General features: G+C 41.5%; 13 protein-coding genes, 1 rRNA gene and 2 pseudogenes. 6 read left to right on the forward strand and 10 right to left on the reverse strand.

Annotated features, from left to right (window positions below):
• Positions 1 to 105: ribosomal RNA gene (gene rrf, locus DXA15_RS03795) — 5S ribosomal RNA — on the forward strand; the annotation flags it as partial.
• A gap of 98 nt (positions 106 to 203) precedes the next feature.
• Here rrf and cobC read toward each other — a convergent pair.
• The 6 genes and pseudogenes from cobC to cbiB form a co-directional block, all read right to left on the reverse strand.
• On the reverse strand, positions 204 to 737 hold the full coding sequence (gene cobC, locus DXA15_RS03800; protein ID WP_046147893.1) for an alpha-ribazole phosphatase: 534 nt from the start codon (positions 735 to 737) through the stop codon (positions 204 to 206).
• A gap of 10 nt (positions 738 to 747) precedes the next feature.
• Positions 748 to 1,500 (reverse strand): adenosylcobinamide-GDP ribazoletransferase, encoded by a 753-nt coding sequence (locus DXA15_RS03805; RefSeq protein WP_007654313.1) that lies wholly within the window; start codon positions 1,498 to 1,500, stop codon positions 748 to 750.
• Positions 1,501 to 1,532: 32 nt separating this feature from the next.
• The gene (gene cobT, locus DXA15_RS03810) at positions 1,533 to 2,570 is read right to left on the reverse strand and encodes a nicotinate-nucleotide--dimethylbenzimidazole phosphoribosyltransferase (RefSeq protein ID WP_128133179.1); all 1,038 of its coding nucleotides are present in this window, start codon (positions 2,568 to 2,570) and stop codon (positions 1,533 to 1,535) included.
• Between the two features lie 15 nt (positions 2,571 to 2,585).
• Positions 2,586 to 3,104: a bifunctional adenosylcobinamide kinase/adenosylcobinamide-phosphate guanylyltransferase gene (locus DXA15_RS03815; RefSeq protein ID WP_128133180.1), complete on the reverse strand. Its 519-nt coding sequence runs from the start codon at positions 3,102 to 3,104 to the stop codon at positions 2,586 to 2,588.
• A 4-nt stretch (positions 3,105 to 3,108) separates the two neighbouring features.
• Positions 3,109 to 3,702 carry a S4 domain-containing protein gene (locus DXA15_RS03820; RefSeq protein WP_128133181.1) on the reverse strand — a complete coding sequence of 198 codons (594 nt, stop codon included), beginning with the start codon at positions 3,700 to 3,702 and terminating at the stop codon, positions 3,109 to 3,111.
• A 16-nt stretch (positions 3,703 to 3,718) separates the two neighbouring features.
• A pseudogene (cbiB, locus tag DXA15_RS03825) lies at positions 3,719 to 4,667 on the reverse strand (adenosylcobinamide-phosphate synthase CbiB).
• Between the two features lie 82 nt (positions 4,668 to 4,749).
• Between cbiB and DXA15_RS03830 the strand changes: the two are divergent.
• Positions 4,750 to 5,772, forward strand: coding sequence for an SPOR domain-containing protein (locus tag DXA15_RS03830; protein ID WP_128133182.1), 1,023 nt, complete (start codon positions 4,750 to 4,752; stop codon positions 5,770 to 5,772).
• Between the two features lie 43 nt (positions 5,773 to 5,815).
• On the opposite strand, the gene DXA15_RS03835 is transcribed toward DXA15_RS03830, so the two are convergent.
• On the reverse strand, positions 5,816 to 6,007 hold the full coding sequence (locus tag DXA15_RS03835) for an Arc family DNA-binding protein (protein WP_128133217.1): 192 nt from the start codon (positions 6,005 to 6,007) through the stop codon (positions 5,816 to 5,818).
• 28 nt (positions 6,008 to 6,035) lie between these two features.
• Complete coding sequence (locus tag DXA15_RS03840) at positions 6,036 to 6,908, reverse strand: SPFH domain-containing protein (protein ID WP_128133183.1); 873 nt, start codon at positions 6,906 to 6,908, stop codon at positions 6,036 to 6,038.
• Between the two features lie 134 nt (positions 6,909 to 7,042).
• Here DXA15_RS03840 and DXA15_RS03845 point away from each other — a divergent pair.
• The 3 genes and pseudogenes from DXA15_RS03845 (at position 7,043) to DXA15_RS03855 (ending at position 13,601) form a co-directional block, all read left to right on the forward strand.
• Positions 7,043 to 9,045, forward strand: a pseudogene (locus DXA15_RS03845) (tetratricopeptide repeat protein).
• Between the two features lie 112 nt (positions 9,046 to 9,157).
• Positions 9,158 to 12,319 carry a carboxypeptidase regulatory-like domain-containing protein gene (locus tag DXA15_RS03850; RefSeq protein ID WP_128133184.1) on the forward strand — a complete coding sequence of 1,054 codons (3,162 nt, stop codon included), beginning with the start codon at positions 9,158 to 9,160 and terminating at the stop codon, positions 12,317 to 12,319.
• An 82-nt stretch (positions 12,320 to 12,401) separates the two neighbouring features.
• Entirely contained in the window at positions 12,402 to 13,601 is a 1,200-nt protein-coding gene (locus DXA15_RS03855; protein ID WP_128133185.1) for an ectonucleotide pyrophosphatase/phosphodiesterase, read from the forward strand.
• 59 nt (positions 13,602 to 13,660) lie between these two features.
• On the opposite strand, the gene DXA15_RS03860 is transcribed toward DXA15_RS03855, so the two are convergent.
• Entirely contained in the window at positions 13,661 to 13,876 is a 216-nt protein-coding gene (locus tag DXA15_RS03860) for a winged helix-turn-helix domain-containing protein (protein WP_128133186.1), read from the reverse strand.
• Positions 13,877 to 14,258: 382 nt separating this feature from the next.
• On the opposite strand from DXA15_RS03860, the gene DXA15_RS03865 reads away from it, so the two are divergent.
• On the forward strand, positions 14,259 to 14,639 hold the full coding sequence (locus DXA15_RS03865) for an RNA-binding protein (RefSeq protein WP_128133187.1): 381 nt from the start codon (positions 14,259 to 14,261) through the stop codon (positions 14,637 to 14,639).
• Positions 14,640 to 14,708: 69 nt separating this feature from the next.
• Here the strand turns inward: DXA15_RS03865 and DXA15_RS03870 are convergent, their stop codons facing one another.
• Positions 14,709 to 17,219 carry a glycoside hydrolase family 95-like protein gene (locus DXA15_RS03870; RefSeq protein ID WP_233566786.1) on the reverse strand — a complete coding sequence of 837 codons (2,511 nt, stop codon included), beginning with the start codon at positions 17,217 to 17,219 and terminating at the stop codon, positions 14,709 to 14,711.
• Positions 17,220 to 17,221 lie beyond the last annotated feature (2 nt).

Here is a 17,221-nt window from a genome sequence, read left to right on the forward strand (position 1 = left end):
GGTTATAGCGTTGGGGATCCACCTCTTCCCATTCCGAACAGAGAAGTTAAGCCCAACCACGTCGATGGTACTGCGTAAAAGTGGGAGAGTAGATAGCCGCCGTTTTAGATAGAAGGAGTTCATTCGAAAGAGTGGACTCCTTTTTGTTTTATGTATATGACGGTTCAAATAGAAATAATAAATATCAAATAAGATAATAAAACTCAGTCGAAACTCAGCTTTATTATTTCTCCGTAGGATGGCACGTTTTTAAAGGCTTCTTCTATTCCATATTCTCCGGCATAAACACGCGCACAAGTTAAAACACCTCCATGGGCAAATATACAGACATCTTGCATTCCGCTTTTTCTGATCTCATCAAGAAATGAACTGACGCGGTCGTATTGGTCTTTTAACGATTCTCCGTTTGGTGTTCTGATATTGATCCAGTCTGCAAACCAGGCTTCGGAACGTGGGTCGGAGGATAAGTCTTCCCAGGATTTCATTTCCCATTCCCCAAAATTCAATTCTTTTACGCGATCTTCCCGAATGGCATCCGGATAACCACAATAGGAGGCTAACCGTACACAGCGGGTTAACGGACTACACCAGACTTTGTCAAAAGTAAGTCCGGATAATGATTCTTTTACTTTTTCGGCTTCTTCCTCAAAAGATGGGCGCAGTAGTACGTCGGTTTGTCCGTAGGCATAACCTGCGGGAACGTCGACAGACGTATGTCTGATTAAATAGATATTCATATGTAAATAACTAAAGTGTTGTTGTATATATAACAGCTATACCCAGATAAAAGCTTAATTCGCATAGTAGAAATGTAGCTCCGCAGCAGTCACCGGTATATCCTTGTATTTTCTTTTTCATAAAAGTAGTCAATAGGTACCAGGTAGCAACGGGTAGGAGACCTGCCAGAAAATATACGGGTTCAGGCAACCAGCACAGAGGCAGTAACAGACAAATAAGACTGAACAGGTATTCTCCGGTTGTCATCCGGCTATAAACAGTTTTACTTTTTGCTTCTTCCTCTTTTCGGGCATATGGGAGGCGATTGATGATCATACCTGCAATACCTTTGCTATAAGGATCACCTGCAAGGATGGCACAACCTGCCAGTTCGACCGGGAGATTGCTGAGCAACAAATAATACAGGCCAAAATAACAGATCAAACCAATGACCCCATAACTTCCTATATGCGAGTCTTTCATAATAGCCAATATCCGTTCCCGGTTTGTGCCTCCTCCGAATCCGTCAAAAAAATCAGCCAGGCCGTCTTCGTGGAGACAGCCTGTGATTAATAAACGGGTGATCATAGCCAGGGCTAAAGCAACTCCGGAAGGCAGAACGAGTGAGCCTGCATATAGTACAATCACCATCAGCCCGGCAGTAAACCAACCGACTAAAGCCCATCGGCTCACTATATTTTTGAAATATTCGGCAGGTACTTCAGCCAGTTTCCAAAAAGGCAGACGTGTAAAGAATATGAATGCAGCCAGTATACGCAACATATATTTAAATGTTAGGAATGGATACTATCCGGTTAAAAATATTTTGTCACAGCCGCCTGTTGGAAAGTATGCATCTCGTTGATCATGCGTACGGCCGAGTCAACGATCGGATAAGCACACACGGAACCGGAACCTTCTCCCAAACGCAGTCCCAGGTTTAGAATCGGATTTACCTGTAATACATCCAGTACTTTCCGGTGTCCGGCTTCGTCTCCGCAATGACCGAATATGCAATAAGGTAACATTTCAGGATATAACCGGGAAGCTGCCAGAACACAGTTGGTCATGATAAACCCGTCAACAAGTATGATCATTTTGAGTTCTGCTGCCCGGAGCATTCCACCGACAGCCATGACCATTTCGTATCCTCCGAAATAACGGATCACATCTAATGGGCTATTATCTCCTTTATAGTTTTCAAGCGATGCTTTCAACACATTATATTTATGTTGTACGCCTATACTGTCCAACCCGCTTCCGGCACCGACACATTCTATCAATGGAATACCAGTCAGGCAAGTCATCCACATGCTGGAAGCTGCCGTGTTACCTATTCCCATTTCGCCAAAGCTGATGACGTTGCATCCTTCCTTATAGCAATCACTCACAATTTCAGCACCGTATTGTAGTGCCAATTCCATTTCTTCCTGTGTCATTGCTGCTTCATGGAGGAAATTACGGGTTCCTTTCCTGATTTTCCGGTCGATTAGTTGTGGAATGGAAGGAAAGTCGAAATCTACGCCACCATCAACAATCTTCAGTTCGATGCCATGCTGGCGGGCAAGAAAACAAACACCAGCTCCGCCGTTCAGGAAATTGTGAATTACCTGGCGGGTTACTTCTTTGGGTGATTTACTTACTCCTTCATCTGCAATACCGTGGTCGGAGGCATAAATGACATTGACCGGATGATGTAGGGAAGGGGTAAGTGTCTGCTGGATCAAACCGATCTGAAGAGCTAATTCTTCTAATCTACCTAATGAACCTTTAGGTTTTGTCAGATTGTTTATTTTTTCCTGTAATGTTTCTGCGATAGCAGCATCTGGTTTTTCAATATTAAAAGTAATCATTGTCTTGTTATTTTGTTATCCTTTTATTTTCATGGGTATTCCGCTTACCATCAGTACGACTTCGTCGGCTCGGGAGGCTATATGCTGGTTCAGCCACCCTTGCAGGTCTGTGAATTTGCGTTGAACCGGATCTGGCGAGACTCCGCCCAGCCCAATTTCATTGGTTACGAATATAAGATAAGCCTCCTGTTGGGTCAGCCGGTTGAATTCTTCTTTCAGTTCTGTCAATGATTTTTCGACATTACTGTCATTGTCGAAAAAGAAGTTTGTGCCCCATAACGTGACACAATCTATAACGACTACCCGGCCATTCAGATTATGATGGCTCAGGTATTTTTCTTCTTCTATATTTGTCCATTCCGGACCACGGTCTGCTTGGTGACGGAGAACCCGTTGACGGAATTCTTCATCCCATACACGCGAAGTCGCCAGGTAAACCGGGTTAGTGCTCAATGATAGGGCTAACTTTTGTGCATATCCGCTTTTGCCGGAACGTTGACCTCCTGTAATAAGTACGATATGTTTGTGCTGCATCGTATTATTCTCCTTTAGGCTTGTTGCGGGTAGCAACTCGTTTCCCTTTGTTTATCGGATTGTTTTTACTTGTTTTTCGCAAGCTGGCAGATTTGGGAGAAGCGGCAAGGCGTTGCGCAACGGCTGCTTTTCCCAAAGATTTACCGAACTTCGGACGCATGGCATCTTTGAGTGCCTTTTCTTCCGGAGTCAGTTTGTCTTTCGGTTTTTCTCCGTTTTTAGCCGCTTTTCTGGCAGCAGCATATTTGTTGTATTTGACATATTTACCAGGTCTCAGTTTACTGCCGGAACCGGAAGGTTTCTTTTTTTCAACAGGCGCACTGTTTTCCACTTTCTTTTCTTTTTTCTCCACTTTGGCAACAGGGTCGCCGAAGATCAGATTTTGAGTTTTACCAGAACCGGTGCGTGCATGCTCCTGAGCCTGGCTGAAATTAACTTTAATATCATCAAGCATGACGATATCAGCTTTGCTAACTTTCTGACCGACTTCCGGCTGTTTTCCGTTGACGGTAACCCGCCCCATTTCGATGAACTTGTCTGCTTCCCGGCGCGAGCAAAGTCCTGCGTCACTGAGCAATTTGTTTAGTCTTATTTCCATGTCTGTATAATTTTCTTTATTGTAATAATATTGATAGAAGACAAACAAGCAATCCCATGGCTAGTTCTGTATTGCTGTTTATTTTAGTTGCTATTAACATATCTTCTGTTGTAAAAGGCCTGCCGTTGACTCCGATATAAGGCTTTTCTACCGCTTGACCGAAGTAATCGTGTGTACCTCCGAAACGACAATCGAGGATGGCTGCCAATGCTGCTTCCGGATAACCTGAATTGGGACTGAGATGTGCCCTGCCGAAACGTGTCAGAAAATCTCTTTTGTGCCAGTTCCGGAAACCAGTAACATCTGGCAAGCTGTCAGCCGGGCAGGTATGTAGTTGGCAACATCGTCCAACCGGGCGGCAGCTTCTCCGAACTCCTTGTATCGTTCGTTCTTATAGCCGATCATCGAGTCGAGTGTATTAATCATCTTATAAGCCATCATTCCGGGCAATCCTAAAAGGCCAAACCAGAACATCGGGGCGATCACTCCGTCACTCAGGTTTTCTGCCAAAGTTTCAAGGGCGGCGGCCTGATTTCCTGCGGGGATAGATTGGAGGTGTCACGTCCGACGATGCGTCCGACTTGTGTCCGTCCTTCTTCCACACTGCGGTCTACTGCTTCAAAAACGGCTTTTACTTCCGTAATCAATGTTTTTCCGGCAAGGCAATAGAATACACCTACTCCGACAAGAATTACGTATAAATAAGTATTTATAAATGCTCCCCAGAAAAGGATTAACCGGGTTATAAAGTAAATGCCTGCTACAAGGATTAGTGTCAACAGACCTCCTTTATAGAAACGGTTCTCACCCTGATTCAATTTTTTCTCTCCGAAAGAAATGAGTTTGCCGAACCAGACGATGGGGTGAGGCCAGCCTTCCGGATCACCTAACAGGCGGTCTGCCAGCCATCCACCCAAAAAGGGGATTACCTTGAATGAATATATCGATTGAGTTAACCAGTACATATTATTTGTTTGAGAGACAAAGGTAGAAAATTGTACCGTTTTTTGTTTTGTAAATTCACTAATAAATATCTACCTTTGTCTTATGCTTAGGATAATAACACATATAGAACGATTATTACTGGTACATGACTGTGTGATTGTACCGAAATTTGGAGGTTTTGTACTGCAAACAGTTTCTGCCGTATGCAACGGAGAGGAACATCTGTTCAGTCCGCAGCGCAAAGAAATCGTTTTTAATATCACACTACAACATAACGACGGGTTACTTTCAGAGTCATACATGCAAATGTATGGTGTTAATTACCGGAAGGCGCAATTGATGCTGGAGGAAGATGTCGACGATATGAAAGCTGCTTTGCAGGAAGAAAAGAGATTATCCTTTGCTCTGTTAGGTTCTTTCAGTCTGGGACAGGAAGGCCAGATGATTTTCCATCCGGGAGAATCGGATGCATTCAGTGTCTGTTCATATGGATTGGCGGCTTTTAATTTTCCTCAGCTTAAACCTGTTTTGGCAGAGCGTGAAGAGGTCGCTTTGCTTACCGGAAAGAAGAAAAAAGATACATTATATATACCGGTCAGCCGGAAGTTTCTCCGCGTAGTAGCTGCTTCGGCTGCTGCTGTCGCTTTATTCCTGTTGGTTTCAACTCCGGTGGAAGATGTGAACCAGGCTGCTTATACTGCCAGTTTTGTTCCGACGGAAATGGTTGCCAGAAATGCGCCAGAAATGAAAACGGAAGAAGTGAGCACATCAGTAGAAACTGTGGCTCCTGAAACTAAGGCACCGGAGGTGAAAAACGATGCGGTAGTTATTGCACCAGTCCCGAAAGTGAAAAAGCAGGCGGTCGCTCCCAAACCGGCGGTCAGCAAGCCGAATCAGAAAATGTATCATATCGTGATAGCCAGCTTCCCTACGGAAGAACAAGCTGATAAATATATTGCCGGGGTGGATCGTAAAGATTGCAAGCATGTGAGTAAAGTTGTTCGTGATGGTAAGTATCGTATCTATGCCGATAGATTTGATAATCGTGAGCAGGCTGAAAGCTATATGGCAACTTTGCGTACGAATGAGAAATATAAAGATGCCTGGTTGTTTATCAGCCGATAATTAGTCCCCTTCTCGTATTGATTTTATTTTATATGAATTCCTTTTATTCCTTTTCCTGTTTGGATTGCTTTTTCTTTTTTAACCGCCCTGCCTTTCGTAGTGCCTGATCCAGAATGTACTGTATCTGGCCATTGGTGCTGCGGAATTCATCCGCAGCCCAGGTTTCGATAGCATCCATCATCTCCGCATCGATCCGCAGAACAAAATTTTTGGTTGCATTCTCTTTTTTGGCCATCACTTATATTAATATTAAAAATTTAGAATCATTGATATAATGTACCTGTGTTGATAACAGGCTGTGCGGACTCATCGGCACAAAGAACAACCAACAGGTTGCTGACCATTGCCGCTTTTCTTTCTTCATCGAGCTCGACAATACTGTCTTTTTCCAGCTTCTCCAACGCCAGATGAACCATGCTGACTGCGCCTTCAACGATACGTTCGCGAGCGGCAATAATTGCATCGGCTTGCTGGCGGCGCAGCATTACACCTGCGATTTCAGAGGCATAAGCCAGATAGTTGATACGTGCTTCAACAATCTCTATTCCTGCTATCGACAACCGGCTGTTCAACTCTTCTTCGAGCCGGGAGGTCACTTCGCCTTCATTGTCGGAACGTAATGTGACTTTGTCGGTCGTTTCGTTTGTGTCATAGGCATACATTCCGGCCACCTGGCGTAAAGCAGCATCGCTTTGAATCTGCACGAATGATTGAACATTCCCGGAAATATCGAAAGTCGCTTTATAGGTGTCTTTTACTCTCCACACTACAACGGCGCCGATCATTACCGGATTACCTACTTTGTCGTTTACCTTGATCGGTTCAAGGTTCAGATTGAAAATACGCAAGGTTACTTTCGTTTTTAGGAAGAGGGGATTCACCCAAAAGAAGCCGTTTTCAACGACAGTACCGACATATTTTCCGAAAAATGTCATGACCCGTGAATTGTTCGGTTGGATAATCATCAGACCGGAGCACATGAAAGCGGCACATAATATACCGATCACTCCCAACGCTGTACTCCATGTTTGTCCATGTGTGAAGAAGTAAATAGACATTCCAGCTATAATTAGGATTAATAATATCGCTAAAAAACCGGAAATCATGCCGTTAAATATCTTTTCTTGTGCTTTCATAATAATTTGTATTTGATATTAATTTGATATCACAAATTAAAGCAATTGTTTGTACATGACCAAATAAAATATACTCTTTTTATAAGGGGATATTTAAAATATTATTTAGCTTTGTCTACTCAAAATTTACACGATTGGAATTTCAACTAGACACGGACAACAAGGAATTTCAGGATGCCTTGCAACTGATTACCCATACCCGCCAGTCTGTTTTCCTGACAGGGAAAGCGGGGACGGGCAAATCCACTTTTCTCAAATATATTTGTTCGCATACCAAAAAGAAGCATGTTGTATTGGCTCCGACTGGTATTGCGGCTATTAATGCTGAAGGGGTGACTTTACATTCTTTCTTCAAACTGCCGTTCCGTCCGATGTTACCGGATGATCCCGATCTGAGCCTGAAAGACGGGCGGATCTTTGAATTTTTCAAATACCGGAAAGAGCACCGGAAAATAATATCGGAGGTCGAACTGATCATTATCGACGAGATTTCGATGGTACGGGCGGATATTATCGACTGTGTAGATCGTATTTTACGTGTTTTTTCGGGAAATATGCGTTTGCCGTTTGGAGGGAAACAGTTATTGTTTGTCGGAGACGTGTTTCAGTTGGAGCCGGTTGTGCCGTCTGACCAGAAAGAGATACTCAGCCTTTTCTATGCCAGTCCGTTCTTCTTTTCAGCCAGGGTTTTCAAGTCAATCAACTTGGTGCCTATTGAGTTGCAGAAAGTTTATCGGCAGACCGATACGGTCTTTATTAATATATTGGACCGGATACGGAGCAATGCGGCGAGAAGACAGGAACTGGAAATTTTGAATGCCCGTTATTTCCCTGAGTTTGCGCCGAATAACGAAGATATGTATATTACACTTGCTACCCGGCGCGATCAAGTAGACTTCATCAATGAAAAGAAGTTGTCGGAATTGCCCGGTGAAGAATTTATATCCGCGGGGCGTGTAGATGGTGATTTTCCGGAATCATCTTTACCAACACAATTGAATCTGGCAATCAAAGAACAGGCGCAGGTGATTTTTATTGATAATGATTATGAACGCCGGTGGGTGAACGGAACTATCGGTATGATTTCGGGCATCGATGAGAACGGGAATGTATATGTCCTGTTGGAAAACGGAATCGAACATCTGGTGGAACCTACTTCGTGGCGTAATTATAAATATAAGTATAACGAAAAGGAAAAAAGGATAGAGGAGGAGATTGTCGGTACTTTTGAACAATTACCGATCCGTCTTGCCTGGGCGATTACCGTGCATAAAAGCCAGGGACTTACGTTTAACCGGGTTGTCGTGGATTTGACCGGAGGGGTCTTTGCCGGCGGCCAGACATACGTGGCACTAAGCCGTTGCACATCCCTCGAAGGACTGGTTCTGAAGAGTAAAGTGACTCCTCACGATATTTTTGTACGTAAAGAAATTGTTCAGTTCAGCCAGATTTTCAATAGTAAGGAGCTGATTGAAAAGAGCCTCGGGAAAGTGAAGCGGAACTTTTATATGCTCGTGCTGCCCATGATTTTAACCGTGGAAATATGAAGGATGCCGTGGAGTCTTTTGCTCTTGCAATAGGGAAACGGAACGAAATGGATAAACCGTTGGTGCAGCGCCTGCTTCGTTCCAAACTTCAGCGTATGAATACGCAACGCCAGGAAATAAAAAAATTAAAAGAAGAACTTTACGCGCAACGTGAAATCCTGAAAGAATATGCCCATGAATATTATTTGATGGGAAATGAATGTGTAACCAAAGCCAATGATCCGAATGCAGCTCTCCGCTCATTCGATAAAGCGTTGAAACTGTATCCTGAATATGTGGATGCCTGGGTGCGCAAAGGTGTCACGCTGCTGGATATTGGCGAAACATACGATGCCCAAGTGGCATTGAATGAAGCCGTCAAACTGAGCCCCCTTTCATTTAAGGCCCGTTATAATCGTGGAAAATGTTATCTACGCATGAAATATTATGAGGAGGCGGTCGCTGATCTCCAAAAAGCCGTTTCCATTAAGCCCAAACACGCATCAGCACACGAGTATCTGGCTGAAGTTTATCGTTTTGTCGGTGAAGAGGAACTCGCTCAGCAACATCAGGATATAGCCGATAGTTTGCGGGAAAATCGAAATATTTAAGAAAGTCCATAAAAATCAAGTGGATTCGTAATGTGTTGGTAACATAGATTATATATCTTTGTGGCGTTGTATAAAAAGTGTTTCGATTGTTTTAATTTTAATATTATCTAGTATGAAGAACTTATCTGTGTTTGTTCTTTTTCTTTTTTGTCTGACATTCACGTTGAATGGCCAGGTTACCACTTCCGGGATCAGTGGAAAAGTGACGGCGGAAGGCGAACTTCTGATCGGCGCTACAGTACAGGCTGTTCATGAGCCTTCTGGTACTACTTATGGAACTGTTACTAATGCGGATGGACGTTACAGTCTACAGGGGATGCGTATCGGCGGTCCTTATACAGTTGAAGTATCTTATGTCGGATTTCAGAAAGCAGTATATAAAAATATTACGCTTCAATTAGGTGAAACTTATCTGTTGGATGTAAAGTTGACAGAATCATTATCATTGGATGAAGTGGTTGTCACTGCATCGAAAGCAGCCTTGTTTAATTCTCAGAAGACCGGGGCGGCACAAAACTTCAATCAGGAACAGATTCTTTCTACTCCGACTGTGAATCGTAGTATCTTTGATATTACTAAAATGAACCCTATGGGAATTAATACGAGCAGCGGAATGTCGTTTGTCGGTTCGAGTAATAAATATAATTCTTTTCAGATTGATGGAACGGCAAATAATGATGTATTTGGGTTGTCAGCCAGCGGAACAAATGGTGATCAAGCAGGGGCAAATCCGATCTCTTTGGATGCTATTGAAGAAATTCAGGTGGTAATAGCTCCATTTGATGTGCGTCAAAGTGGATTTACAGGTGGTGGAATTAATGCTATCACGAAATCAGGAACAAATACATTTCATGGATCTGTTTATGGATATTATAATAATGAGAAATTTTATGGAAAAACACCTGGTGATGCAAAGGAACGTACACGCTTGGATGATCAATCATCAGAGACATACGGAGTTACTTTAGGTGGGCCGATTATTAAAAATAAACTATTCTTTTTCACCAACTTTGAAAGAGTAAAAGATGTTTTTCCTACAACAAATAACATTGGAACAGAAGGTTCCAAATTAGATAAAAACGAAGTAGACCTGATTATTAATAAAATATCTCAATTGACAGGTGGTTACGATGGAGGAGGTTATGGCCCTCTGGATGTAGATACTTATTCGAATAAATTTTTGGCTCGTATCGACTGGAATGCAAATGATAAAAATAAATTTACGCTCCGCTATAGTCTACTTGACGCACGCAGTATGAATTTTTCAAATAAACAGGCGGCAGCTCGTTTGAATGACAATGGGTATTATATGAAAAACTCCACTCACTCTATTGTCGCTGAATTGAATACACAGATAAGTTCTTTGTTGGCGAATGAGTTACGTGTGGGATGGACCCGTGTACGTGATAACCGTGATCCGTTGGGACAAGCTATGCCTTATGTCAAGATAGAACAACTGTCTGAAAATACTTCCTTGGAATTTGGTACGGAAAGATTTTCTATGGCAAACTCATTAAATCAGGATATTTTTACATTAACGGATAATCTGACAAGAATGGTAGGAAACCACTCTATCACAGTGGGAACCTATAATGAGTTTTTTAATATGAGTAATCTTTATCTGGCTAACAATTATGGTTCTTATACTTATAGCTCATTAGATGATTTTCTGTCAGTAGGAACAGCCAATGAAGTTGCTCCTAAATATTATGATTATTCTGTAGCGCGTACGGAAATAACCGGAACAAACCGTTGGGCCCCTGAATTTGGTGCGGCACAATTAGGTTTTTATGCACAGGATGAGTGGAATGTAACAAATTTGTTTCGATTGACTTATGGACTTCGGATGGATATTCCTCTGTTTTTTGATAAACCATTAGCCAATGAAACATTTAATAATTCAAATATAGCAAAGCAGTACAATGTTGCTACAAACCAGTTGCCTTCTACAAAGGTATTGTGGTCGCCTCGTGTCGGTTTCCGTTGGAATCTGGATGAAGAACGCAGGACTTTAATACGTGGTGGAGTCGGTATTTTCACCGGACGCATTCCTTTTGTTTGGATATCGAACAGCTTTACGAATACGGGAATTGAAGTGAGCCGTACTTCTTTAAACTTTAGAAATATGCCGAATGTCGGTCCGGATGATTTCCATTTCAGTATTGATCCTTCCAAACAGTATGAATCACCGGCTACGTCGGAAGTGAATGTGGTGGATAAAGATTTTAAATATCCGTCTGTTTTCCGTGCGAATTTGGCATTAGAGCATACTTTGCCTTATGATATTCGTGTGAGTTTGGAAGGCTTGTATTCAAAAACGTTGAATAATATCTTATATGAAAATATCAATTACCAACACGACGGTAATTTAAATAATGGAGGAGACAATCGTCCTACCTATAAAAAAGCAGACGACAATTTTACGCAAATTATGTATCTCACAAATACAAATAAAGGATATACATATAATGTAACGGCCAAGGTTGAGAAGTCTTTTGATTTCGGTTTGAATGCGATGGTTGCATATACTTATGGACAGGCAAAATCTTTGACGGATGGAAATTCGTCACAGGCTTATTCCGGTTGGAAATATAATGCGGTTTATGGAGGTGACGTTGCACCGGAATTGAGTTGGTCTATGTTTGACGTGCGTAACCGTATAGTTGCTTCTGTTTCTTATACTAAAGAATATGCGAAACATTTTGCAACGACTGTAAGTCTGTTTTATAATGGTCAGACAGGCGGACGTTATTCTTTGCTTTACTCAAATGATATCAATGGCGATGGTTATGGAAATGACTTATTATATATACCAACGGACGCTGAACGTGAGAAAATGGTTTTTACTGATATTATATCAAACGGGAAAGTTACTTCTACCGCAGCAGATCAAAAGGATGCTTTTATTAAGTGGATTGACGGGAATAAAGATATCAGAGAAACAAAAGGGGACCATATCAAACGAAATCAATTGGTAATGCCGTTTGAACATCACTTTGATTTTCATATTGCGCAGAATTTCTTTATGAATGTGGCAGGAAGAAGACATACGCTTCAGGTTAATTTGGATATATTGAATGTCGGAAACCTTTTTAATAAAAAATGGGGGGTGTATCACCAGACTTCTACCGGGTATGATCTGACGCCTGTAACAGCTTCTACTGGTAAAGATGGTCAGTTTACCTATCAGTTCCGTGATCCGGGTGATATGTATACGAATACGGCAATCACGTCACGCTGGCAGGCTCAGATTGGTTTACGTTATATTTTCTAGCCGTGTATTTAACGATTTGAATAAAATAATCGGGAGAGGTTCACTATCTTTGTGGACCTCTTTCTTTTTGAGGTGATTGTATATGAAAAGATATGTAAGTTTATTTATAGGATGTATCGTTCTGGCCGGTATACTTTTTTCCGGCTGTTCTTCATCGAAGCGCCATGACCGTTATGTAGTCGTTCTTTCCATGGATGGATTCCGTTCCGATTATCCCGATCGTGCTTATACCCCGACATTGGATTCTTTGGCGAAAGTCGGGATTCGTGCCGCTTTCCGTCCTTCTTTTCCCAGCGTAACATTTCCGAACCATTACAGTATGGCAACCGGTTTGCACCCGGATCATCACGGCTTGGTTAATAATTTCTTTTATGCCCCCGACTTGGACAGTGTTTACCGTATGGCGGACCCCACTCCGGGTTTTTATGGAGGGGAACCGATCTGGAATACGGCAGAGAAACAGGGAGTACATGCGGCCTCTTTCTTTTGGGTGGGCAGTGAATATCCGATCCAGGGTCGGCAGCCTTCCATCTGGAAACCTTTTGATAAAAAGGTCCCTTATTCGGACCGCGCCGATTCTGTTGTAGCCTGGTTGCAGCTACCGGAGGATATACGTCCTCATTTGGTTATGTGGTATATCGAAGAGCCGGATGCGATCGGTCATATCTGTACGCCTGACTCTTCGGAAACTTTAGAGAAAGTAGAGGAGCTGGATCGTGTATTGAACCATTTCTTTAATGAGGCTCGCAAACTGGATATTTTCGATAAAATAGATTTTATAGTTCTGTCCGATCACGGAATGGCTACTTATACGCCTGAGAAATATGTCAATCTGAATGACTATTTGCCACGTGACAGTTTCGATTATATTTTTGACGGTGTCCCGACTTTGCTTTATCCGAAGAATGGTTATACCGAGACCGCTTACAATATCCTGAAAAAGGTTCCGAATGTGACGGTTTGGAGGAAAGAGGATGTTCCTGCTGAATACGTTTATGGGAATAATCCCCGTATAGGAGATTTGGTTGTGCTTCCCAATATCGGAACTTACCTGCATTTTCGTGATAAATCCTATCCTTATCCGGGTGCAACCCATGGTTATGATAATTTTTCACCGGAGATGGAAGCTATATTTTATGCGGCAGGCCCTTCATTTAAAGAGAATGTCGAATTGCCTGTCATGGCAAATGTAAATCTTTATCTGATTATATCCCGGTTATTGAATCTGGAACCCGCTCCGAATGACGGTGATAGTGTGGTTGTAAATACTTTATTCCGGTAAAAATAAAAAAAGCGATCTGTAAGGGTCGCTTTTTTTGATATCAAAGGGTATATTTCATTTTAATAGCTGAAATTCATCCCCGGACAAAAAGCTATCTGACTTTTGGCACTAGTGATCTGAATCATGTTTTCGCGGGCTAGCCATCCGATTGCAGACCATAAATCAGCTTCACATAAGGAGGTTGCCTTTTTCAACTCCTCCAAACTCCAACATCCACCATCCAGTAACAGATTCCTGATGGTACCTGCATTTAATCCAATTGTTCCTTTCGTCATGACAAATTCTCTTTTATGTTTATGGTATGTTGAGTTAAAACAGAAATTAAAGCAGAAATGATATATTCCGGCGTTTTTTTTAGTGTGTTTTATAAAAAAGAGATCCCATCAAAAGACTTTTTTTGTAAATCAGGCGGATGGAGATTCACGAACTTAAAATAAATCATTGTTTGTTTATAAGAGTTTTTTGAGAAAAAAATGTTTGAAAAAGATTGTCATAAAGTATGGTGGTATCGAATTAAACCTTACATTTGTAGCCTATTGAGATTGATTTAAACTTGTATTTGAAGTTTTGCTCGCAACTTAGATTTGTAAAGTACATTCATTCAACTATTATTCTATTCATCCCTCAATAAACAATTAACTAAATAAGTTTTTATAAATGAATCTTTACATTTCAAATTTAAGTTATAACGTCACAGACGCTGACTTAAACGAGTTGTTTGCTGACTATGGGGAAATCCTCTCAGCTAGAGTTATCACAGACAGAGAAACAGGCCGTTCAAGAGGCTTTGGTTTTGTAGAATTGAAGGATGACGATTTAGCCAAGAAGGCTATCGAAGAATTAAACCAGGCTACTTATGATGAAAAAGTAATCAGCGTAACAGAAGCACGTCCGAGAGAAGACCGTGGTGGAAACCGTGGCGGTGGTTTCGGCGGTAATCGTGGCGGTGGTTTCGGCGGCGGTAATCGTGGTGGTGGCTACGGTGGTGGCAATCGCGGTGGCGGTGGCTACGGTAACGGCGGCGGAAGAAGATATTAATTCGCATTATAGCAAATGGAAAAGCGATCTGGTAACAGGTCGCTTTTTTTGTACTGTTTTTTTAGTATATCAGTTTTTATCGGAATCGTTCCATCCGCTAGGTTTCCCCAAAATGCGATTTCTTAAATGCTTTACATTGTTATTGGGATTTCCTGAATAAGTTGTCTTATTATGGGCTGTTCCGTTATTTACACTGATAATATATTCTGTATCAGGTAGGGTATTGAATGAAATAACATTTCCGGATTCTATTTTGAATTTTATATCCTTTCCATTGTTTGTCTGCCGGATGACCATATCTTTACTGTCGTTCCAAGGATTTTGAATTCTACACCTGTTACCTTTCAAGCTTTTTATTCCGATTTGAGTAATCCGGGTATGTTCATTTCTTTCGGATGATACAACAAATGCTCCTCTGGCCAATAGGGTAAAGGCTATCCGTGTCGTGTCCCAGGCTGAAGGTATGGCTGGGAATACCCTGATTTTTCCTTCGTTACTTTGGAGCATCATTTCGTTTATCGTTGTTCCGTAATTACTGATAGGTTCCATACCGCATTGGAAGAAATCATGTGAACGTATTGTATACGTATGATTCAAAAGGTCATGAATAGATTTGAGATTATAAATATTATCGGGATATCCGGTAACGTTATGCATTAATCCCTGAGGATACATTTGGTGAATGTTTATACCATTGATTAAGTATTGCAGAGCCAGATCACCTAATCCCATTCGGGCTGCTATTTCCGGCATTGGATAATGAGCATTTGCTTCGTTTCGGAATTTGACCAGGTTGATAACAGCTTTTCCTAAACGTGTATCTTTGTCGTCAATACCGATTAAATTAGCAGGAAAGGCGATTGAACCTCCACATCCCCAGTTCCAGGAAGAGTACTGTTGTTCTGTATAATATTCTCCTGCCGGTGCAATTACTTCGGAGCCGTTTTCGAATGGTTGGAATGATCTTTTCCATAAATGGTTTAATACATGGTTCCACTTGTCTTTTCTCTCTTTATCTGTTTTTAATAAAGAGGCAGCTTGAATACAATTTTTGAAAAGTTGTTCAATGCAATTCCTATCGCTGATGGCATTTTTGACATGGTCGATATCTGCCGATTCATAGACGGAAGAGAGTAAAAAGTATTCTTTTTTATTTTCATCCCATTGTAGCTTATCCAAGTAAAAGTTAGCCGCTTTTTGCATAAATGGATAGGCTTTGTTTCGAAGAAAATCATAGTCTCCTGTAAATGTGTAGTAGTCCCAAAAGAGAGAAGCTATTTGGGCGGCCGGTGTAAAATTATACTTCATGTCACCTCTGTCTTTACTTACTTGCTCTCCGGAAAAGCAATGGGCTTCTGTTATCAGTAAAGCGTCATTAGGTGCTCCTTTCTCTTTGGCCAGAGCTTTTCCAAAAGGTATCATTTTGAAATAAGTATTTAAGTAAGGTATCATTAATTGGCAATCGTTTTGTGCGCACAATCCCCAATATTGTTGTTGTGTATTCCAATGGTGGGGAGTGACCCAATTCATGATATCCCGATTCCAGCGCCATAAACCACCATTGAATGTAACAGGAAACTCGCCTTGTGAACCAGCGGCCATCAGGTATCTACGTAGGTAGTAGATGTTTTCAAGATAATCATTGCCTAATTTGACGAAAGAATTAGACCAAAAGTTCTTGTACCATTGATCTTTCTCTTTTTTGACCTGGTCGATTCCTAAGGATTCAACTTCATTCAATAATTGTTTAGCAGCAGTGATCGGTTGAGGATTTTCTCTGTCTGTGACAACACTTATCAGGATTGTGAATTTATTCTTTTTTGTCTTTTGCTCTGCCCTATGCGCATTGATTATAGTGGGAGAAGCCGCCTCTTTTATGATTCTGCAAGCTACGGCAAAATGTAATCTTTCTCCTCTTTCTTCAATAATCATATCATGGGCGTCGATGATGGATTGTGTTTTTCCTATTCCGACGGCTGTGTTTTCAGGAAAGTAACCGGAATACCATCCGGCAAAAGCACGGCTACCTAATCGTTCAAGTGAGATGGTGGCAACTGAATGATCTCCTAAAAAATTCTTCGCTGGTAGATTTTCACATTCAAGAACCCATACGTTTTTATCGTGTGCCAGCCATGTATTAATCGTTGTCGTAGAATACGCTGTTGCAGCCTTATAGGTTGTTTCTCCTTTTTGTAACGATAATCTCCCTTCATAGTTTTTGAGATGGATCCAACTAAAAACAGGAGTTCCGAAGTCTATTTTTAGACGGACTGCATGTTTTAAGATGGAGGTATTACCTTCATCAGCTCTTAAGTCTGTCCATAAATCATTCTTGTTAATTTGTAATTCAATACCATTGTCATGATTCCAAATCATGCCTCCCATATTCCCGTTCCCCATAGGAAAACCTTCTGCTTCCAGTTGGGTCGGCGAGAAATAAACAATGTCGTGTTTGGAGAGGTAGCTATCTTCTACGGAAAAAGGAGAAGATGCTAACTGGAGATATTCATATTGAGTATTTTCCTGAGCCTTGGAGAAAAGGCTCAGGCATATAAAAAAGAGTGAAGCTATTTTTCTCATTG

The organism is Parabacteroides sp. AM58-2XD (genome assembly GCF_003463685.1).
Classification (GTDB): Bacteria; Bacteroidota; Bacteroidia; order Bacteroidales; family Tannerellaceae; genus Parabacteroides; species Parabacteroides segnis.